The organism is Sphingomonas aerolata (assembly GCF_023935825.1).
GTDB lineage: Bacteria > Pseudomonadota > Alphaproteobacteria > Sphingomonadales > Sphingomonadaceae > Sphingomonas > Sphingomonas aerolata.
In genome coordinates this window covers 195,782-216,823 of sequence record NZ_CP098762.1, presented here as the reverse complement: position 1 = coordinate 216,823, position 21,042 = coordinate 195,782, and the positions used below count along the sequence as shown (strand labels likewise).

At 65.3% G+C, this 21,042-nt stretch carries 18 protein-coding genes; 5 read left to right on the top strand and 13 right to left on the bottom strand.

Annotated features, from left to right (window positions below):
- The first annotated feature begins 186 nt into the window (after window positions 1–186).
- The gene (locus tag NEF64_RS00975) at window positions 187–1,239 is read left to right on the top strand and encodes an acyltransferase family protein (protein WP_159043494.1); all 1,053 of its coding nucleotides are present in this window, start codon (window positions 187–189) and stop codon (window positions 1,237–1,239) included.
- Window positions 1,240–1,247: 8 nt separating this feature from the next.
- On the opposite strand, the gene NEF64_RS00970 is transcribed toward NEF64_RS00975, so the two are convergent.
- The 5 genes from NEF64_RS00970 to NEF64_RS00950 form a co-directional block, all read right to left on the bottom strand.
- A complete protein-coding gene (locus tag NEF64_RS00970) occupies window positions 1,248–2,702 on the bottom strand; it encodes a hypothetical protein (protein WP_056406562.1) in 1,455 nt (484 codons plus the stop codon).
- Window positions 2,693–4,363 (bottom strand): glycosyl hydrolase, encoded by a 1,671-nt coding sequence (locus NEF64_RS00965; protein WP_252574539.1) that lies wholly within the window; start codon window positions 4,361–4,363, stop codon window positions 2,693–2,695. The genes NEF64_RS00970 and NEF64_RS00965 overlap by 10 nt, the downstream gene beginning before the upstream one ends.
- Window positions 4,363–5,403 carry a glycosyltransferase gene (locus NEF64_RS00960; protein ID WP_234387617.1) on the bottom strand — a complete coding sequence of 347 codons (1,041 nt, stop codon included), beginning with the start codon at window positions 5,401–5,403 and terminating at the stop codon, window positions 4,363–4,365. The genes NEF64_RS00965 and NEF64_RS00960 overlap by 1 nt, the downstream gene beginning before the upstream one ends.
- A gap of 163 nt (window positions 5,404–5,566) precedes the next feature.
- Window positions 5,567–7,801 carry a GumC family protein gene (locus tag NEF64_RS00955; RefSeq protein ID WP_200912180.1) on the bottom strand — a complete coding sequence of 745 codons (2,235 nt, stop codon included), beginning with the start codon at window positions 7,799–7,801 and terminating at the stop codon, window positions 5,567–5,569.
- A 58-nt stretch (window positions 7,802–7,859) separates the two neighbouring features.
- A complete protein-coding gene (locus NEF64_RS00950) occupies window positions 7,860–9,161 on the bottom strand; it encodes an outer membrane beta-barrel protein (protein WP_156360357.1) in 1,302 nt (433 codons plus the stop codon).
- 619 nt (window positions 9,162–9,780) lie between these two features.
- Here NEF64_RS00950 and NEF64_RS00945 point away from each other — a divergent pair.
- The 4 genes from NEF64_RS00945 to NEF64_RS00930 all read left to right on the top strand — a co-directional run bounded on the left by NEF64_RS00945 (window position 9,781) and on the right by NEF64_RS00930 (window position 12,473).
- Window positions 9,781–10,098, top strand: a complete 318-nt coding sequence (locus NEF64_RS00945) for a hypothetical protein (RefSeq protein ID WP_156360356.1) — start codon at window positions 9,781–9,783, stop codon at window positions 10,096–10,098.
- Window positions 10,095–11,207: an acyltransferase family protein gene (locus tag NEF64_RS00940; protein WP_056406555.1), complete on the top strand. Its 1,113-nt coding sequence runs from the start codon at window positions 10,095–10,097 to the stop codon at window positions 11,205–11,207. Before NEF64_RS00945 ends, NEF64_RS00940 begins: the two co-directional genes overlap by 4 nt.
- A gap of 66 nt (window positions 11,208–11,273) precedes the next feature.
- The gene (locus NEF64_RS00935) at window positions 11,274–11,846 is read left to right on the top strand and encodes a polysaccharide biosynthesis/export family protein (RefSeq protein ID WP_056406553.1); all 573 of its coding nucleotides are present in this window, start codon (window positions 11,274–11,276) and stop codon (window positions 11,844–11,846) included.
- A gap of 57 nt (window positions 11,847–11,903) precedes the next feature.
- A complete protein-coding gene (locus NEF64_RS00930) occupies window positions 11,904–12,473 on the top strand; it encodes a hypothetical protein (RefSeq protein ID WP_156360355.1) in 570 nt (189 codons plus the stop codon).
- Here NEF64_RS00930 and NEF64_RS00925 read toward each other — a convergent pair.
- The 8 genes from NEF64_RS00925 to NEF64_RS19225 form a co-directional block, all read right to left on the bottom strand.
- Entirely contained in the window at window positions 12,460–13,683 is a 1,224-nt protein-coding gene (locus NEF64_RS00925) for a glycosyltransferase family 4 protein (RefSeq protein WP_056406548.1), read from the bottom strand. The genes NEF64_RS00930 and NEF64_RS00925 overlap by 14 nt on opposite strands.
- Window positions 13,680–14,861: a polysaccharide pyruvyl transferase family protein gene (locus NEF64_RS00920; protein ID WP_031395397.1), complete on the bottom strand. Its 1,182-nt coding sequence runs from the start codon at window positions 14,859–14,861 to the stop codon at window positions 13,680–13,682. The genes NEF64_RS00925 and NEF64_RS00920 overlap by 4 nt, the downstream gene beginning before the upstream one ends.
- Before the next feature lie 316 nt (window positions 14,862–15,177).
- The gene (locus tag NEF64_RS00915; RefSeq protein WP_031395398.1) at window positions 15,178–16,389 is read right to left on the bottom strand and encodes a nucleotidyltransferase domain-containing protein; all 1,212 of its coding nucleotides are present in this window, start codon (window positions 16,387–16,389) and stop codon (window positions 15,178–15,180) included.
- Entirely contained in the window at window positions 16,383–16,886 is a 504-nt protein-coding gene (locus NEF64_RS00910; RefSeq protein ID WP_162235390.1) for a lasso peptide biosynthesis B2 protein, read from the bottom strand. Before NEF64_RS00910 ends, NEF64_RS00915 begins: the two co-directional genes overlap by 7 nt.
- Window positions 16,865–17,917, bottom strand: a complete 1,053-nt coding sequence (locus NEF64_RS00905) for a 50S ribosomal protein L11 methyltransferase (protein ID WP_056406543.1) — start codon at window positions 17,915–17,917, stop codon at window positions 16,865–16,867. Before NEF64_RS00905 ends, NEF64_RS00910 begins: the two co-directional genes overlap by 22 nt.
- Window positions 17,917–19,881, bottom strand: a complete 1,965-nt coding sequence (locus NEF64_RS00900; RefSeq protein WP_056406540.1) for an asparagine synthetase B family protein — start codon at window positions 19,879–19,881, stop codon at window positions 17,917–17,919. The genes NEF64_RS00905 and NEF64_RS00900 overlap by 1 nt, the downstream gene beginning before the upstream one ends.
- A gap of 37 nt (window positions 19,882–19,918) precedes the next feature.
- Complete coding sequence (locus NEF64_RS00895) at window positions 19,919–20,200, bottom strand: PqqD family peptide modification chaperone (RefSeq protein WP_043156544.1); 282 nt, start codon at window positions 20,198–20,200, stop codon at window positions 19,919–19,921.
- A 635-nt stretch (window positions 20,201–20,835) separates the two neighbouring features.
- Window positions 20,836–20,958, bottom strand: a complete 123-nt coding sequence (locus NEF64_RS19225; protein ID WP_261362610.1) for a hypothetical protein — start codon at window positions 20,956–20,958, stop codon at window positions 20,836–20,838.
- Between the last annotated feature and the right edge of the window lie 84 nt (window positions 20,959–21,042).

The window sequence follows — 21,042 nt, the reverse complement described above, 5'->3', positions numbered from 1 at the left end:
CTTAAAGGCTCCGCCATTGCCGTAAATCCCTCATTATTGGTCATAAGTCTGAACTTAGAAGAAAGTCGAGTTGTAGCCGTGATGCAGGATATTGAGCCAAGTAATGGAATCAAAGGCAAAACATACTAGTGTCTAATAAATAAAGTCCACCGCAAGAAACATACCCAAAATACATGCGGAAAGAATGTGGAGAGGGTCAGATTTGATGTTCTGGACGGCCTGCGGGGCGTTGCCGCCTTCGCTGTTCTTGTCATGCACGTCACGCCGTATAATGCGATCCTGATCACCCCGCACGCCGCGCTGGCGGTCGACTTCTTCTTCGGCCTGAGCGGTTTCGTGATCGCGTCCGTCTATGAGGAGCGGATCAAGGCGGGGATGTCGTTGAAGGCCTTCATGTGGGTGCGCGTGGTTCGCCTGTATCCGTTGATCGTTCTCGGCGCCGTCATCGGTGCGGCAGGGTTTGTCCGTCTTTACGATGGCGGGATGCTGGCGCTGCTCTTCGTGACCGGGGTGCTGATGATCCCGACCCCCTATGGTGCGATGTCCGAAGACCAGTGCATGTATGCGCTCAATGCGCCGAGCTGGTCGCTGCTGTGGGAATTGCTCGTCAATCTTCTCTATGGCGCGATCGCACCGCTCCTGCATAATCGGATGCTTGCGGTCATCGTCGGCGTATCGGCCATCGCGCTGGCAGCGACCGGCCTCCATCTCGGGACGCTCGATGTTGGCGCCTCCTGGCTACAGGGCTGGGCGGGGCTCCCCCGCGTGATGTTCTCGTTCTTTGCCGGTGTCGGGGTGTACAGGCTGCGCCGGGCGGGCCTGCTCGACCGACTGCGCGCGCCCGTCTGGGCGATAATCGCGACGCTGTGCGGGATTATGGCGATGCCCCGGCTGGGTGCGTGGAACGGCGTGTATGAGGTCGCTGCGGCGATCCTCCTCTTTCCGCTTCTGGTCGCGGCCGGCGCCAATGCGACGGTCACGCGCACCGTCCCGCTGTGCCGCACGCTGGGCGCACTCTCCTATCCGGTCTATATCCTGCAGGGCGGTATCGCTCCGCATATCCGCGGGCTGGCCGGCCATCTGCACATCCAGGGTCTGGCAGCAACGCTGCTGGCGATCCTGATGTCGGTCATATTCACGGTGTTCGCATGGATCGCGGTGAAGACGTTCGACGAGCCTGTGCGCAAGTGGTTGCTCCACCGCACCCGCCTGACACATCCTGCCAAGGCGGCAGGCTAGGCGCAGGGTCAGGCCATCGCGGTATCGTGCATCGCCGCCTGGCCGGACGGCGGTCCGGCCTGAATCCGCTGCGGCTTGCGCGATACCGCCGGGCGCAACGCCAGCGCGGCGCCGGCAAATACCGCGAAGAGCACGCCCGGGTCGGGCGTCGGACTGCCGACCGCGGCGGGCACCATCGAGGCGAAGCAGACCCAGGACGCCGCGGCGCCGACTGCGGCGCGAGGATCGGCGGGGGAGACATAGGTGCTCAGGCGCAGGGGTTTGAAGACCTGCAGCAGATAGCTCACGAAGCAGACGATCCCGATCACGCCCATCGATCCCATGATCGCGGTGATCAGCGACGACGACCGGAAGCTGCCTGCGCCGATACCGAGGCCATAGCTTTCAAGAAACGCCCGGTAACCGATCAACGACCAGAATTGCCGTTGTTCGCTCGATTGCGACTGGGATTTTTCGAGCGTGAAATGGGTGATCATATCGCCGAATTCGGCGACGAGCCGCGGGTACCAGACGCTGGCCGCGGCGACCATCATGAGGAAGAGCATCGTCGTCGCGCCGAGCACGAGCAGGCGATCCACCCGCATCGTCTTGGGAAAGACGACCGACCGGAGAAAGACGAGGACGGCGTAGGAGACGAGGCCGAGATAGGCCAGGCTCGACGTGCTGGCGCCCAGCGCGAGCCCCAGCGCGAGCGCGCACGGTCCCGTCAAACGCGGCATCACGTCGCGGATCCAGCATTCGAACAGGAAGACGAACAGCATGAACCCGAATCCGCCATAGGCGGACGCCTCGGGCGCGATGCCGTTCATCCGGACGAAACCACGATAGCTATTGTCGATCTGCGCATAGGCGCCGTTGCGAAAGAAGGTCAGGACCGCGTTGCCCGGCACCGCCACGCTGGCGATGCCGATGACGACGTGGATCAGGGCTACGACGGCGACCGTCTTGACCAGCAGACGCCATGCATCCTTGTGCGTGAGCGCCACATAGGCACAGATCGCGACCATCACCGTCCCGAGAAGGTAGATGGCGGTGGTCAGATTCTGCGACGTCGGGAGCAGGCGCTGGGTCGCATAGGTGAAGCGTTCCATCGATTCGTAGCGGTTGAGTGCGCGGACGCGCATCGGCACGACGTCGATCTGCCCGGCATAGAGCCGCGGCAACAGGATCGCGCCGACGATGCCATAGGCGACGAAGATGATCATCAGGATGTTGGCGCGCAACGCGGCCGCCAGCGCGGGCACGTTGATCGATCCGGGCAGCAGCACGCGAATCGTGAGGAACACGGCGGCGAACTCGATCGGCGGGATCGACGACGCGCCGATCGCGGGAAGATCGATCGCCGACGACCCCATCATCAGCGCGGAGACGAGCACGAAGGCGAGCATGCCCGGCACGGTACCGAACATGAGCAGGAGGAAGCCGATGACGAGCTGAACAGCGCCGATGAGCGTCAGATGCATCCTGCAGGTCCCTTGGTGGCGTCGGGTGAGATCGTGCTGCCCGCTTCGGTGAGCCGGATCCGATAGGTAAAGGCGTCGTGTCCCGGGATCTGGTTGGGGCCGACCGACAGATCGACCGTCTCGCCGGTACGCAGCGTCACGGTCTGCTCGGTGGCCGTCCAGCGATCGACGACGACCGCGCCTGCGACCCGCTTGCCCCTGACCAGAAGCGCGACGTCGAGACCGTCGCCACCGGGTGATTTCGCGATACAGGCGGCGACGCGCGCGGTCATCGCCGCGGGGGCGGTGTAGCGGATCACGGCGCGGGCGGCATGCGCCGCATCGCCCGCGACCGCGCCGCCGGTGTCGCTGATCGCCAGGGGCCGCGTGAAGCGGCTGCCAAAGGCGCTCGTCCACATCCCGTCGAGGATGCCGAGCGCGTGGCGCTGTCCGTCGGCGCCTTCGACCCAATAGGACCAGGGGGCGCTGCCATAGCCGCTGAGGCTGTCGGCGAGCACCGTGCCGCGCGTGAAGGCGAAGCGTCCAGCGCCGATCACGACGACCGGATCCGGACCGATGGCGACGCTGGTGCCGGGCAGGGGCCGGTTGCGCGCCGATAGGATGCGCCCCGCATCGAACCGCAGCGTCCCGGATGGACCCCAGACCACCCAGCGATCCGCACCGAAGCGATAGAGCCGGACATCGCGATCGCCCGTGTCGATACGCTGCGCGCGCCCGGCGGGCAGCATGTGCGTCGTCAGCAGCGTGAAGGCCTCCGCCGCGGGCTTGGCCGCCTGCGACTGTGTGAAGAGACCCATGTTCCGAAAGAATCGCTGGTCGATCAGCGCGTACCAATAGGCGCGCCGGACCCCGCTCGCGCTCATCAGCGTCACGAACTTGACCAGTTCGGGCGCGGCGAGATCGGGTGTCGGGTAATTGTCGCTGAATTCGGTCGCCCAGATCGGGATCGGCGTGCCGTAGCGGCGCATCGTCGCGTCGAGATGCGCGATCTCCCAGTCGATATTGTCCGCCAGATGGCGATAGGGATGCACCGCGACGCCGTCGGCGACACCGAGCATCCCGGCCTTGAACAGCGTTTCGAGAAACCCGGTGCCGATCATGTTGGTCGATCCGCCGAGGATCGCGACGGACGGGTGGCGCGGCTTGATGCGGTCGCGGACGACCGTCAGCAGCGCGACATAGGCGGCGGCGGGGTCGACACCCTTCGTATAGGCCAGGTTGCCGCTATTGATCTCGTTGCCGACCTCGATTGCGGTAACGCAGCCGGGGAGGCGATCGAGGACCGTGCCGACATAGGCCGCATAGGCGGCCATCGCCGTCGGCGTGCTGACGGTATGGCCGCCGTCGTAGAGCGGGTGGCGCGGGTCGAGCGTCAGCAGGACGTCACCGCCGCTGCGGTGGCAATAGCGGGACAGGGTGCCAGCGACGCTACCCTCGATCGCATATTTGCCCAAACGCGGTTCGCCCGAGGCCCAGGGGATCGAATCGCGCAACGACCCGGCGGTGACGTCGATCGCCCGATCGCCCCATGCGGCAGGCCAGTTCTGGCTGAAATGAGTCTGGACGCCGAGCAGCATCGACGGAGTCGCGGGCTGCTGCTGCGCGCTGCCGGCGACCGCGAACGCCGCGCTGATCGCCGCGATCAGGGCCCTGCGGCGCATCATGCCTCCAGCGCCGCCAGGATCCCGGCATCGAAATGCTCGGGGGCGAACCGTTCCGCCTGCGCCACCGCATCGGCGGGGTCGAATTCCGGCAGCCATGCCTCCATCGCGCGAACGCCGTCGATCAGCGATCCGACCGTCTGGTGTTCGAAGAACAGTCCGGTCTTGCGCTCGACCAGGCTGTCGCGGATCCCGCCGCGCGCATAGGCGAGGACCGGGCGACCCGATGCCATCATCTCGACCGGCACGATCCCGAAATCCTCCTCGGGCGTGAAGATGAGCGCCTTCGACATCGCATAAGCGTGGCGCAGTTCGTCGAACCGCATCCGCGGGATGATCCGGATCGTCGGACCAGCGCGCTTGCGCAGCTCGGCCGCCATCTCGCCGTCACCGACCATCAGCAGGGGCAGTTGCAGCGCGTTGAACGCATCCACCGCCAGGTCGGCACGCTTGTAGGGCGTCATCTGGCCGACCCACAGATATTCGTCGCCAACCACGGCAGCCGGGGTGAAGAGACTCGTGTCGACCGGCGGATGGACGACGACCGCATCGCGGCGCCACGCCTTGGCGATCCGTTTCTTGATGAACTGCGAATTCGCGACGACGATGTCAATCCGCGCCGCGCTCGTCATGTCCCAGTGGCGGAGCCGGCCGAACAGCAAGGTCATCATCAGACGGGTCAGGCGTCCCGCGCTGCCGCGATACTGATGGTAATGATCCCACAGATACCGCATCGGCGAATGCGCATAGCAGAGGTGCACTGTATCGGGATCGGTGATCACGCCCTTTGCCGGGCCCGATTCGCTGCTGATGACGAGGTCGAAGCCGCGCAGGTCGAGCTGTTCGAGCGCCATCGGCATCAGCGGCAGATATTTCTGATAATGACGCCGGGCCCCCGGCAGCCGGTTGATGAAGCTGGTATGGACCGGGCGCTCGCGGATCGTTTCAGACACCGCGCTGGCGTCATAGACATGCGTGAAGATCTCGGCGTGCGGAAACAGGTGCAGCAGCCGCTCGACCACCCGTTCGCCGCCGCGCATCGTGACGAGCCAATAATGCACGATCGCCACCCGCTGCGGCCACCCTTCGGGGCGGCTGCGATTCGGGACGGACGGGTCGCGACACGGGTCGCGACACGGGGCACCGGGCATCATCGTTTCAGCCTGGCGGGCCAGACTGCCGATGCCGGCATCGACGGCCAGCTCAGGCATAATAGCCCTTGTAGTCGTGGTAATAATAGGTCGAGTCGCCATAGCCGAACCGCGCCTGTTTGCGGATGTCGACCTTGGTCAGCGCGATTCCGGCAAGGTGGATGCGGTCGAGCGGCAGGAGCCGCAGTGCCGAGCGGATCGCATGATCGGGCGTCTTGCGCCACCGCGCGACAAACACCGCGACATCCGCCTTGCCGAGCATCAGCCGCGCATCCGCGATCGGCAGGACCGGCGCTGTATCGAGCACGATGACGTCGAACCGGTCACGCAGCGCGTCGAGCAGTCCGTCCATCTTGTCGCCGATCATGAGGTCGCCGTCAAAATCGTCATCCGCGGCGATCGGCAGGACCATCATCCCGGTCGCTGTGTCCTCGACCAGCGCGGCTTCGAGTGTCGCCTCGCCGCGAAGCACCTGCATGAGGCCCGGGCGATCGGCTTCGGTGCGCAGGAACCGGCTGACGCCATGGCGGCGAAGGTCGCAATCGACGAGCACGACCTTTTCCCCGGCCAGACCCATCGACCGTGCCAGGCAGATCGAGGTCGTCGTCTTGCCTTCCTGCGCGAGCGCGGACGTGATCGCGATCACCTTGGCGGGGGCGTGGGCGGCAAAGGTGATCGACGCGCGCAGGCTGCGGATCGATTCGGCGAACGCCGAGCGCGGCTCGGCCGCGATCGCCGAGGGCGGGGACTTCGCCGATTTGGTCACCGACGCGAGCAGCGGCACCGCGCCGAGATAGCGGACGCCCAGACGCTGTTCGATATCGTCGCCCGTGGTCAGCCCCGTGAACGCCATCTCGGTGAGGAAGGCGGCGACCAGGCCAAAGCCGAACCCGAGCACGGTCGTCAGGATCAGGTTGAGCAGGATATTGGGGCTGGTCGGGGTGTCGGGGATCGCCGCCAGCTTCAGGACGGAGGCATCGGCCTGCTCGGTGCCGAGCCGGGCCAGCTGCTCCTGATAGCGCGTCAGATAGGATTCATAGGTCGACCGTGCGGTCTTGTTGTTCTGTGCCAGGTTGTTGAGTTCGACGGTGGCGGCGTTGTTGCCGGCCAGTTCGGCCTGCGCGCCGCTCAGCGTTCCGGACAGCGACGCGAGACGGCCCTCCGACACCCGCGTCTTCGCCGCGAGGTTCGAGATGACACGCGCGATTTCGTTGCTGATCTGCTTGTCGATCGCGGCGAGCTGGCTGTTCGCGCGCAGCACGTCGGGATGACGCGCGCCATAGCGGGTCGTGAGCTCGGCGACCTGAGCACTCAGCGCAGACTGGTTCGCGCGCAGACCCGACACGACGGACGACCCCAGCGCCTCCCCGACATCATCGCCGCGCGAGCCGGAACGAAGCTGCGCCCGCGCGGTCGACAGGCGGGCCTGGTCTTCGGCCAGCGCAGCGCGGGCTGCGGCGACGGCCTGATTGTACGTCGAGATCTCCTGCTCGGTGAGCGACAGGCCCTGCGTGCTCGTCAGGTTGTGCTGGATGCGATAGCGTTGTTCGGCCGCATCGGCGGCCTGCCAGCGTGCGCGCAGATCCTCCGCGCGGCGGGCGATCATCGCGGTCGAATCGCGGTTCTCGACCTGCTTCTTCGCCAGCGACCCCTCGGTATATTGCCGCGCGAACTCGTTGACGATCCGCGCCGCCATCGCCGGATCGGTGTCGCTGAACGAGATGTGGAGCGCATAGGTCGAGTTCAGCCGCGTCGCGGTGACGCCGTCCTGAACATAGGTGATCGCCGCGGCTTCCGCCTCCGCCGCGGTCGGTCGCGCGACTTTCGGCGGCGCCGTGAACCAGCTTGTGATCCAGGTGCGGATGCCACGGGGCTCCTGCAACGATGTGAAGCGCGGATCCGTCGGCAACGCCAGGGCCGAGGCGACGCGCCGGGCAAAGGCCTCGGAGCGGATGATCTCGACCTGGGTATCGACGAAATTCGCGCTGGGTTCGGCGCGGTCGAGATCCGGCCGCTCGCCGACCCCCGCTGGCGTGAGCGCCGATTGTTTGACGTTCAGCGACACCTGCGCGACGGCGGTATAGGACGGCGTCTGCCGGAACGTCAGCGCCAGGCCGATTATCAGGATGCTGAGGAAGACCAGGAGGAAGATGCCGAGCCGCCGACGGAACATCGCGACAAGCGCGCGCGCATCGATCCGATCCTGCGCGACCTCGCTAGCCTGCGGGGTATAGGGGCTAATCGGCATGGCATTGCCGCCGCCATAGACTTGGATCGCGGTTGTCACTTGCTCATTCTCCATATCCCGGGAATGTCGTTTGCTGGTCGGATCATCGGCGCGCGGCTCATAGTTGAAGCCGCATGCCGAGAAATATTCGGGTCTTGTCGAAGCGTCGGCCAATGCCCAGACTGTTGACTCCGCTCGCCTGATCGGGGCGGGTTCGAAGATAGTCGAGCCGGAGCGTCGACGAGATCAGTCGGCTGAACAGATAGGTCGCACGCGCCGAGCCGGTCATCTGCGTCTGCGTGCGGTCGATCAGGCCGTATAGATTGCGCGAATAGCCCGCGGTCGCGCCGACGATCAGGTTCCGGCGGAGCTCGTAGTCGGCGATCAGCGTCCCGGTGGTCGTCGTGATCGCGCCCAGCGTCGGGCTGGGTGCACGCTGCAGCGCACGATTGAGCGTGAACGACGCGGTGGCGAGCGGGGTCGGGTTCCACGTGATCGCCGCGGAATAGTTCAGGCCATTGGTGCCATCGAGCGAGGGCTCGCGGTAGGTCTGGGCAAAATATCCGATGCCGATGCTGCCGTAGAGCAGCGGGGTCACGCCGAACGCAATGCCGGTCAACGCGCTATAGCTTGTCGAATCGCCGCTCGGCCCGGCAGGTTCGTTGATGTAATCGGCCGTATTGACGGTGCCGCGAACGAACACGCCGGCGGCAGGCGCGACGGGCATCGTCAGCTGGATGTCGCCGAGGATCGAGCGGTAATTGCGCTGGCTGTTGTCGACCTTGCGCCCGCCCGCGGCTTTGCGATCGCCATAGCGGAATTCGTCGAAAGTGAAGCTGGCGCGGGTCAGAAGCGGGCCGAAATCATGGTCCGCGCCCGTGCCGAAATGATAGTCCATGAAATTGACCGGTTCGCCGTCCAGCGCCGTGTCGCCGGTGCTGCCGCGCGCTTCGATGAGCCGGCCGACGCGGGCGTCCGCGACCAGATGCGTCCTGCTGCCGATATCGAAGCGACCATCGGCGCCGATTTGATATTGTTCGGCATTTTCGACGGGACGGTCGACAAAGCGTTGGATGTCGCTGCTCGCCCGCACCGTGACCGCATTGCGCGACCAGTTGGATCGCGCGACGACCGCGGGGCGCAGCGTGAAGATGAGGTCGTCGAGCACCGGGCTTTGCAGCGCGCGGACATTGCTGTCGTAGCCCGTGTTCGCGTCGAGCGAGGGCAGGATCGTGAACGTCCCGAGGCGAAGCCCGATCGGATCATAGTCCGGCCGCGTGCGCTCGAGCACCGACTGCGCGCCGAACCGGCCCGCCGACATCTGCGCCGACGCACTGCCGGCCCTGCCGCCGCCGCCGATGAGCAACGTTGCGCACACTGCCCGCGCGATCAGCGCGACACTCTTCTTACGCTCAACCAATACGCCGCCCCCCAAGAGCTCTGCCCGGCCCCGCCGTCGTCTCGTGTCGAACTTCGGCAGGATCGGAGAAGCCGTGCCCCATCACATCCGTATAACTACAATATTCTGCCGATGCGGCAAATGATCGTTATTGTATGCAAGTTACAGTTGGTGTCTCGTTTGGTAAAAAATTGATCTTACAATCGATGCTGTAACATGCGTCCTGTCGAGTAGGCTCCAATACATTTCATAATGTAGGAGGGGGTTGTATGGGGAGGCTGTGAAGGCGGGATAAGGCCAGAGGACATATGATCAGACGTCCTGCCTTCGGGCTCGATCGGAACATGATATCAGACGATCACGGCAATCGATGCTAGGTCTTGCTGATCCGCAGTAAGCAGGTGTTTCACCGATAAGAACCTGAACTGTATAGGAAGACTTTGAGTCGCTCGCGCCGAACCCCTTGGGGTTTTTGCAAGCCGGGCGCTCTTCGGCCTGGCCGCATCGGCATCATGCGTCAGCGGTGCGAGGTGTCCGCGGACCGGGCGCCGGTCGGCATCGGCGGTCCCGATGCTATCGCCATTTCGGTCCCGGCCGAGACGCCTCGCTGCAATGAAAGCGGCGATTATTTACAATGGTCATGAATAGCGATGTCTTGTCCGAAGAAAACGTAGATACCGTCGCCAAAGCACATGATGTCGGGCAGGCCGGGTCTGGTTGTGTCTGGGACTTTGGCAGTAAAGTTTCTGTTCTCAACGCCGTACGGATCCCTGATCCTGTCTCCGTCTCATTGTCGAACCGAAGGGCGAAGCGAATCATGACGGCGATCATCACGCGTTCGATTGCGGGTACGCGGCGGCGCGGCACGCGTGTCGGCCGCCACGTCGATCGTCAGCCCTGCGCCGCGTTGCGCGGCAATCGATTCCCCTTTGCGGCGCAGCGGGCGGTGCGACGATGACGGCCGTTACCCCGGCCGCGCGCACCGGGGCCGATCATGACCGCAAGTTGCTGCTCGATCTTCTGCGGGGGCTCGCGGCGATTGCGGTGATCGCGCTGCACGTCGGCGATATCGTCTTCGTGCCGCTGATGCCCGGCGGGTATCTGGCAGTCGATTTCTTCTTCGTGCTCAGCGGCTATGTCATCGCCACGGCGTATGACCGTCGTCTGTCGACGACGATGCGGTTCGGGCCGTTCGTGGGGATGCGGCTCATCCGGCTCTATCCGCTGTTCCTGGTCGGGGCAGGCCTGGGGCTGGTCAAGGTTCTGGCGCAGTCGCATCTGCACGCGCGGTTTGCGCTCGACGGTGGGCAGCTGGTGCTCGCCACGGTCAGCAACCTCCTGATGCTGCCCTATCTCCTTCCCTATCCCAGTGTGTTTCCGCTGAACGCACCAGCCTGGTCGCTGTCGTTCGAGCTGTTCGTCAACCTGATCTACGCATGGATCCTGTTCCGCGCCCGAACCCTGTGGATCGTCGCGCTGGCGGTCGCTGCGGCGGTGGTGATCGTCGCGGGGCCCATGCTCTACGGGACCGACCGGCTGATCGCCGGATCGACCGCGGATCGACTGCCGTTCGGGCTGGCGCGGGTGTTGTACGGCTTTCCGATCGGGATGCTGCTGGCCCGATTACCGGCGATCACGGCGCGGCCATCGGCCAAGGCGAGCATGGCGCTGGCAGCGGTGCTGCTGCTCTGCCTCGCGCTGCCGCTCACCGGCGCGGCGTCTCTGGCGAGGGATCTCGCGTTCGTTCTGGTTGGCGGGCCGCTGCTCGTCTGGGCGGGGAGCCGGTTCGAGGTGCCGCCCCGATGGCGGCGGGTGGCCGCGTTCCTGGGCGATCTCTCGTATCCGCTGTACATCCTTCACTATCCGATAGTGTTGTCGGTCGCATTTATCGGGTTGCGGCAGGGTTTCGCGCCCGCGACCATTATCGTAGCATCCCTGGCGATCGTAATTGCCGCCTCGATTGTCGCCATGCGCTATTATGATGGACCGGTTCGGGTATGGCTATCAAGACGATACCATCGCCGGGAATCGGCCATGCCATTGGCGGCGACGGTTATCCCAAGCTGATATCTCTGTATTTCTCTTTATCGGCAATTCCGATACAGTCATGACAATCATAGTTTGGGGAAAATCATGCGTCCTATAGTCTATTTCCGGGCCGTCATCATTGCATCCCTGTCGGTGGCGACCGGATGCACGCAGGCGGAGCCGCCGGTTCTTTCCGCGTCCGACATGGCGATCGTTGAGGGATACAGGCTGGGTGCCGGCGACAAGTTGCGGATCACGGTGTATAACGAGCCCAATCTGACCGGCGAATATAGCATCACGCCGTCGGGGACCGTCGCGTTCCCGCTGATCGGCGCGATCAAGGCGGGTGGCCAGACGATCGAGCAGGTGTCGCAATCGGTGACGGCAAGCCTTGCCCAGGGCTATGTCAACAATCCGCACGTCAGCGTCGAGGTCCTGAACTATCGCCCTTATTATATCCTGGGCGAAGTCGCACGGCCGGGCGAGTTTCCGTTCGTGAACGGCATGACGATCGAGCAGGCGGTCGCGGCCGCGGGCGGGTTCTCCTATCGGGCCAATCGCAACCATATCTATATCCGTCGCGCGCGGGCGACCGAGGAGCGCACCGTCGTCATTCGCGAGCAGCCGATCGAGGTCCAGCCCGGCGATACGATCCGCGTCGGCGAACGCTATTTCTGATCGCGATCCACGACGGGTTTAACCCGAAATTGAGGTGTCCCGGTTATGGCTATAGCCATGATTCGAGGACCCTCCCACTGGATCACCGGCGCAGACGTGGTCATGGCCGCGCGCGGCGGCCTGGTGTTGCTCGTCGTCGCGGCGGGTCTGCTGTCCGCCGCGGATCTGATCGCGGCTCCGTTGGGCGCAATCATCGCCTATGCGCTGGCGCTGTTGCTGCTGCTCGGCCTGCCGATGGTGCGCAGCGCGGATATTGCCGGGCTTGGCGCGATCGGCCTGACGCTCGGCGAATTCGCGGGGTCGGCGTTTTTCCATCATTCGATCGACGCGATGCGGTTGCTCTATGGCATGGCGGCCTTGGGCGCGGCGATCCTGCCGATGCGTGCGCAACGGCTACGCGCGACGGCGCTCGCCAATCCCTATCGGGTCCTTGCCGGTAGCGAGCGCCGTGGCGCCGGCAGCGTCCGCGCCGGAAAAACCACTATGGCCGACGACGGTAAGGGCGTCGTCAAGACCGGCTATGCGACGACAACCGCGGCCAGGACCGCCCGGGCGGACCGCCGGGGTGCACGCGGGGGCGCATTGCCGCTGCTGCTTCCCGCGCCGGCGTCGGTCACGCTGCCATAGCCAGGCGACGTGCATAGGCGTCGAGCAGGCGGTCGATCCACGCGTCGGGCGTCAGCGCGAGTCCGCGGGTGTGGCCATAGGCCGCCTCGCTCATCCGGCGTGCCAGCGCATCATCTTCGGCAATCAGCCGGATCGCGGCGGCAAACGCTAGCGTGTCGCGCGGTTCGATCGCCAGCCCGGCGCCCGCTGCGACGATATCGTCTGCGAGGAAGGCGGTATCGGTGATGATGACGGGCAGGCCGCTCCACAGCGCCTCCGCCGCGACCAACCCATAGGGCTCGGGGTAGCGGCTCGGCATGACGAGCATCCGCGCGCGTTCCGCATAGCCGCGGATCGCCGCCGGCGGTTGCTGGCCCATGAAGGACATTTCGGGATAGCTGGCCTGTAACGACTCGCGCAGGACGCCGTCACCGATCACGCGCAAGGTGCACCCCGCGGCCCGCGCCGCCGCGGCTGCGAGATCGGGTCCCTTGGTCGCTTCGAGGCGGCCGATGAACAGGATTTCGGCGTTGCGTTCGGCCTCGACCCGGGTGCTGCACCAGGGCACGACCGGATTGGGCAGTGCTTCGATCGCCGCGTCCGGAATGCCCGCGCGCATCAAATACGGGCGCATCGATTCGTGGATCGCCAGAACGGGCGGCGATTGGCGCGGATCATAATGATGGCGTTGCACCGCCTGCCGACCGACCCGCCAGAGCTTGTGCGCGTAACTGCGACGATCGCAGTTCGCGCCGATGCAGCCGGGTGACATCGGCGTCAGCGTGCAGACCGCGCCGGTCTTCAGAAACGCGAACGCGCCGTTTGGACAGGCCAGGAAGAAATCATGCGCCGAATAGACGAGCCGCGCCCGCACCGGCGCGATCGCGGCGAACAGCGAGGGCGACAGGATCTGTGCCCAGCCATGCACATGATACACCGTCGACGGGCGATCATTCGCGGCGATCCAGCGCGCGACCATGTCGGCAGCCGCGCGATTATAGACGCCTCGGGTCAGCGCGGTGAGCGCGCCGCCCGACAGCAGCCGCTTGCTTCCCAGTGCGACGATCTCGACACCCTGGTCGCGAAGCGCCGGGTTGTCGCCATCATCGCCGGTGATGAAGGTGACGCGGTAGCCGCGTGCGCGGAACGCCGATGCGGACGCTAGCGCAAGTGCGGTCGCCCCGCCCTTGGGTACCGACAGGTCGTTGATGACGACGATATGATCGATCATGAACGCGCCGCGACCGCCGCCCTGAGTGCGCGGGCAAGCGCCGCAACGTCGCTGGCCGCCGCATCGATCAATGCCGTGCACGCGGCCCGATCGACCCCGGCCTGCTCGGCTCGTGCGGCCAGCTCGGCCAGCGCGGTCGGCGTGATCGTCGCGGGGTCGACGAAATAGGCCGATCGGCCCGCAATCTCGGCAAAGCTTTCCAGCTTCGGGTCCCATTTGAGCAGGATCGTCGGGACCGCGAAGGAATGCGCGGCGATGCAGGCGTGCATGCGGTGCGCAACCATCAGGTCGCAGCTCGAGATGAACGTGGCGAGGTCACCGGGCGTGGCGAAATCGGCGATGCGGGTGATGTGGGTCGGCGCGGCTGCCGCGATCCAGTCTGCCGCGTTGCGATTGAGATACGCCCGGTCTTCGGGGCTGCCGTTGGTGAACAGCCCGACGGTCCATCCCGCCTGGGCAAGCGCCGTCGCGACGCCACCATACCAGTGCGCCATGTCTCCGGCATCCGTGTCATGGCCGTGATAGCGCAGCGCGAGCGGATCGGTGATGCACAGCCCGACGCTACGGCGATCGGCGGAGGCGGGGCCTCGCGGATAGTGCCGGCTGGCCAGCAGACCCGGGTCGCGAACCAGCCCCGCGCGGGGGATCGGTGCGGGAAGGAGGTCGTCCCAGATCTCTCGCGATCGTTCGTCACGCACCGTTGCATAGACCATCGTGGCATTCCGCAATCCGTCGGCGAACAATCGCCTACCGGTCGCGGACCAGTTCCGCGCCACGCCGACCGCAAAGACCGCGGCCGGCAGGTTCACCGCTTCGGACAGCGCGGCGTGGATCTTGACGGGGAAATTAAGATCGCTGTCGCTGAACAGATTGCCGCCGCCGACGACGACTGCATCGCAATCGACGAGCTGGCGGCGAAACGCCGGGCGCAACCGGATCGCCGCCAGCGCCGAGAGGATCGTGCGGGTCGCGACGCGGCGCAGCGGTGCGGGCATTCCCTCAAGCACGGCGAGCATCCTGCCCCGGCTGGCATTACCGGGCGCGTAGCCCGTCCTGCCGGCAAGATCGATCGAGACCGCATCGATCCCGGCGCGGTGCAATTCGAGCTCAGTGCATTCGGACAGCAGCCCATCGCCCAGATTCGGGCTGTATTTCACATTGAAAAGCGCGACCTTCAAAGCAGCGCCTCCTAGGCTGACAGCAGATTATGACGGGGACCCGACGGTTGGCGCAAATGAGTAATCAGACTTTATCGCGCCGATCGGATCAAACCTACCGACGAAATATCCTGCGTGCAACATCAGAGCAGCGTTGCGAGGAAATATAATCTAAAAATGATCAATCAAATCGCTAGATGGTGATAAAGTCTGCTAATTACACAATATACTGACAGATATTGGAGATCTAAAACATCCCAGACATATGAACTGCAATACCAAAATCAGGGGTGCATTAATCATCGTGGCTTGAGACCATCGTGAAATCCGTCGAGCCCTAGCCATTTTGGGCATGGCGTCGGCCGCCGGACAGTGCCCAAAGCCGTCGCGACACTCGGCCTAGCCGCGAGCCGCCCTTCAGCCCCTCCGCACTGCGGTCGAGCAGATCGTAGCGCAGTTCGTGGATCACGAAACGCGGATCGCGCGAGATCAGATAGTGGCTGAGGTTCTTGCGCGTCGTCGCATGCGCGACCTGCTCGAGTTCGCGGCCATCCTCGTCGCCGATCAGGCTCGCATAAGCGGTGCGCACCAGCGACCGAAGCCGCCAGTCGTGGGCCAGATCGTCCCGGATCGCGCCGGGCAGCGCGGTCTCATACAGCGCGTGGCTTAGAATAAGTCCCGCCGCCACCAGTCGTGCCGCCCCCCGCTTCTGTGCACGCGCATAGAATTGATCGAGGTCGGCGGGCGTCTCGGCGGCAAGGATCGCGCCGATATCAGCCAGCCATTTCAATCGCGCCCAGCCATGTTCGGTACCATGCGCGAACAGGTACAGGATCGCGGGCGCGCGCGGGAGAACCGCCACGCTGGCGCCCGGCACGAGCTGCATCGGCTCGCGCGCATCGAGATCATCGCCGCGCAGCAGATAGGGATTCTGGAACAGGCGCCAGTGCAGCTCGACCATCAGCCCCGAATCCGGATGTTCGAATGCGAGATCCTTGTAGCGCGCCATCCGCGCCCGCATCGTCGCCGCGCTCGCATCGGCCGCCGGCGCGATCCGCACATAGCCCCGCGCGTCGAGCAGGCTGGCGGCGTGCGCGACCTGGTCCTTGGCGACGATCAGATCGATGTCCATGCTGTAGCGGACACCGTAGCGGCCAAAGGCGAGCATCGCCGCAGTCGCGCCCTTCAGCACCCGGACGGGAATGCCGGCCCCCTCCAGCGCACGAACAAGGTGAAGCGTTTCGAAGACGGATTGCAGCTCCTGCACCGCGCTGTCCCGCGCGAGCGCCCCGATCGCGGCGCGAGCGTCGGTCCCGGCATCGATGTCTGGCAGGCCCGCATCGTTCAGGCCTGCCGCAAACAGGCCGGCAACGCGGTGGCGCTCGACGATCGCCGCGACGCGCGGCCAATCGGTGACCCGTGACGCCAGATCGCGAATTCGTGCTGCCCAGCGCGGATCATGCGGCCACCGCGTCGCTGCTACGACGAGCGCAAATTCCGGGGTGGCGATCTGGGCATCGCCGTCGAGCAGTGCGTCGAGGTTCAGCACGGCCGAAATCCGCTGGCCTCACGTCCCGGCGGAAACGACGCCAGGATCGCATAGCCTCCATCGGGTGGCGTGCCCGTCACGTCAAATCCCTGATCGAGAACCCAGACATGCGCGTCGAGCGGCATCGTCGAACCGGGGCGGATCCCATAGAACAGCGTCGAATCGACCCCGCGCCGCCGCAGCATGACCTGTGCGGTGAGCCCGCGCTCGAAACACAGCGCGCGCAGGCGGCTGCGCTTGGCCGCGCGATCGACGGCCCAGGCGATGATCTCGGCCAGGTCGCGCCGGCGTGGCCCTGGCGGGAGCGGGCGGGGCAGCGGGCGCGAGGCAATCCGGCCGAGCCGGGGCAGCGCCGCGTGGCGGATCAGCGGTGCGGAGACCGTCAGCAGGATGGTCGCCTCGGCAAGCGCGAACCGCTCCTCCCACGAAAAGCGGCCGAACTTGGTCCAGAATCCGTCCTGGCGGTGTGGCACGATCACGCCTCCAGCCAGAACCATGGCACGTCGCGGTCGTGCCGGCCGCATATCACCACCGCCTGCCCGTCCGTGACGTCGAACGGCTCGACCGGCGTCACCTCGGTTTCGAACGCCCGCACGCCGGGATCGATCGTGTCGTAGACGATCCCCTCGGTCAGATGGAAGCGGATCCACTGGACGATCCCGTGCACCCGACCTGCGGTGGCGTGGACCGTGACGGCGTTGCGCGCCGCCGGGATCGGCGGGCCGGTAAAGTCCATGTCGAAGATCGCGACGCCGTTCGAGCGAAGGTCGATTGCCCCCCGGTCTGGCGTATCATGGGCGACCGCGAGCTGGTTGAACGGGGTCATGTCGAAGCCGTCGACGATGCCCATCGCATAATCGGCGGGGCGACGATGCGTGGCGAGCCCGACCATGATCTCGGCCCGGTACGGCATGATCACCGCGTCCCGCGTGAGCAGGCGCGCGCGCGCATCCTTGACCGTCTTCAGTCCGCCCGCACCGATCAGGTTGTTCGCGAGATTATCCCACAGCAGCAGATTCGCAGGGGCGGCCAGATCAACTCCGATCTGCAGGTCGCGCGCGTCCTTCGCGACGATCGTCACGCGGTCCGCATAGCCGTTTCTGGCGACGACCGCGGATGCGGCCGCGGCAACCGCGGAATCCCGCTCGCAGGCGATGACGCGCGCGGCACCGGCCCGCGCCGCGATCATCGCGAAGAGGCCGGTCCCGGCACCGATATCGAGCAGCGTCGCGTCGGCGGGCATCACGCGGCCCAGCGCCTCGGCGTAGAGCGCGTGGCGATCATCGTCCTGCACCATCGTGAAATACCATTTGCCGACCCCGGCCGATCGAATCCGGCGCGCCTGTGCTGCGATCTCGCGATCATCGGGGGCGAGCGCCAGCGCAGCGTCGCACAACCGGCGCGCGGTTTGCGCGAGGCCGCGGGGCAACAGGAGAGTCAGGGCCAGCGCGACCATCGCATCGGGGCGGCCGTCGACCGCCGCGATCAGCCGCTGAATACCCGGATCGAGACGATCGTCCGCGGTCATCAATAATTGCTCCCGGCGGTCCGACGCATGTGGCTGGCCAGTGCGACGGCGTGCAGCAGATTCTCGCGATAGGCGATCTCATAGGCGATATCCGTCCAGAGCGGTGAATCGGCGGGCGGCATGTCGTCGACCAGCTTCTGGAGCCGGTCGACATCCATCGTCCCGGCGGTCTGCTCGAACATCTTCATCCGGTCGATCTCGTCGCGCAGCCGGTCGCGCGAGGCGACGAGCGCGACGGGCCAGTCGGCGCCCTGATAGCCGCGCAGCCGGGTATCGAGCACGCTCGGCGGTGCCTTGCCCCGCATGGCCTCGCGCAGGATCGCGCGGGGCTCGCCGCCCCAGGCCCAGCGTTCGACCGGCACGCGCAGCGCCCATTCGACGAGGCGTCGGTCGGCAAGCGGATCGCGGACGTCGATCCTGAACTCCGCCAGCATCGCCTTGAAAAAGCTGCCGTCCTCATTGCCGGCCACCATGCGCAGATTGGCGCCGACAGGATCGGTGCCGTACCGCATCGCGTCGGACAGGTCCGCCGCATGCGCCGGGTCGATCGTCCGGTTCTCTGCGGCGATGCGCGCCTCGACCCGGGCAAGCGTCTCAGGGAGCAGCGGGATGGCGGTCGCCACCGACGGCATCACGATGCCCCGCGCGCGCATCACCCGTTTCCACAGCGATACGGGCAACAACGGGCCGATCGTGTTCCAGCCGACGCCCGGCCAGCGCATCCACCCCGACCGGACCAGCGCCCGGCCGAGCCGCGCCCAGGCGAGCAACCGTCCGCGTCGCGCCAGCGCCGGCAGCGCCGCGACGCCCGATGCGCTGATCGAGAGATTGCCCATCGTGCCTTCGAGCAGGATCCGGATGCTGCGGCGCTGCACCGCCGTGTTGATCGCGTCGACCCACACCATGTTGCACAGATTGGGAATCGGCTCGGGATAGAGATCCACGGTGCGGTCGAGCGCCGCGAGCGTCGGGGTGTCGCTGCGGATCACCACATGTTCGACATTTGGATACATCGCCGCGGTTTCGGCGGCGAGCGCGCTCTCGTCGGAGAAATGATGCGTCTGGTAGGTCTGCGGCCTGTGATGCGGGGCGGCGGTATAGGTGACGATCCGCTTCGGCGTATCCGCAAGCAGCCGCGCCGCCGTCACGACCACCGTCGTTGAATCGAACCCGCCCGAGAGATGCGCGGCGATCTCGTCGCCCGCGCCGCGCAGCGTCGCCGTGACCGCGGCGTCGAGCCGGGTGAGCATCTGGGTCTCATAGTCGCGCTGCGTCTGGCGTCGCAACGGCGTCAGATCAGGTTTCCAATAGGCGTGCGTCGTCGCCCCTTGCGCGGTGAAGACGCCATAATATCCCGGCATGATGCGCGAGATACCGGCCATCGGCGTGCGATCCGGCGAAAGCGGCGCGCGGCGGAACAGGCGTAGATATTGGTCCTCGTCCGCCGCGCGTGGGACGATGCCGAGCGCGTGCAGCGCGTCGGGCATCGAGGCAAAGGCGAGCGTGCCGTCCTCGGCGCGCAGATAATAAAGCGGGCGTTTGCCGATGAAGTCGCGCGCGAGCAGCAGCCGCTGGTCCTGCGTGTCCCAGGCGGCGATCGCGAACCAGCCATAGAGGCGGTCGAACGCGTCCTCGCCCCAATGTTCGATCGCATCGGCGACCAGCATCGCATCGGACAGCGCTGCCGCCGACCCGCCCGAATGGCCGAGTTCGCGTTCCAGCTCCGCACGCTCGGTAAGATGCACGTCCGCAACCACGGCGTAGCGGCGGTCGCGGGCATGGATCGGGGCGACGAACCGGTCCTCGTCGAGCAGGAAGGCGTGACGCGCGCCCAGCGCGATCGTCCCTCCCCGCCAGGTTTCGTGCGCGTCGCGGCCATAGCGGGCCAGCACCGTACCCATGCGGTCGGCATCGGCATCGACGTCCCGGTCGGACCAGTGCGTCAGGCCATAGATCGCTGTCACGCCATGCGCTCCCGATCGATGCGCGTGCCTCCGCGGATCAGGCGGATATCGCCAACTCCGTCGCGAGCAGCTCGAGGATCAGATCGAGCGTCTGCTCCTCGGCGGTCGCCTGGTCGACGTCATATTCGTCCACGAGAATCGCGCTGATCGCTCGCGCAGACATGGGGGATTCGATCAGGCCCCAGATGCGCGTACCGACCTCGTTGAGGCCGTAGCAAACGCCCTTGTTGATATCGAGCGCGACCAGTTGCCCGTCAATCTCCGCCGTTGCCGCCGATGTGCTGCGGCGGACCGGCGTATCCAAATCTGCACGCGCCAAACAGAATTCCCATGCTTTTTGAAGCGTTTCGCAGGCCGTCCGCGGAGGCGGCGCGCCTGGCGGGCCGATCGATGCCCAACAAAAAATCGCGCGGCATTACCGCCGCGCGATTTCCCGTGCCTATTCAGGCCTGAAGATCAGGATGGGCCCATCTGACGACGAAACTGGTCGCGGTTATAGGCCTGTCCGAAATTCTCGGCATCTGCTGCGTCCATGCGAACAAGTGCAGGGCGCTGCCATGTCTTGCGAGTCTTGACCATTTCGATACCCCTTGTAGCATTCGCTGTATCGGCGGCATGTCGATCAGCTTCTGGCTTTCGCAATAATTGCATGAAAAGGCCAAAATGCGTGAATAGTTTTCCTTACCATTTGAAAATTGGCGGATCGCATGAATGATCGTGGTGATTCGTCACCCGTGAACCAACCGGATTTGCTTGAAAAATCCCGGTGTCGTGATCGAGCGGCTGTGAAAGTTAGCGGAATCATGCACCGTCATTATCGAACCGGAATGCGAGTTAGCGTAGTTCGTAGCTGGGTGACCGCACATTTCTGGGCGCGGCACCGCTATGATCGTGACTGCGTTCCCGAGGTCGACGCGCCCCGGTGCGCTTCGTCGACCCGCCGGGACTGTGGAATCAGGACGGGCCCATCTGGCGGTGATAATAATCGCGATTATACATCAGCGATGCGCTATCGGCGTCGGCGGCATCCATGCGAACAAGTACTGGACGCTGCCATGTTTTGCGATGCTGTGTCATGACTAATTCCTGAAGATCGTATTTCAATACGGTTTAAGCCAATACTTCTTGTTACCCGGTCGTCGCACAGATCATCGAAATCAT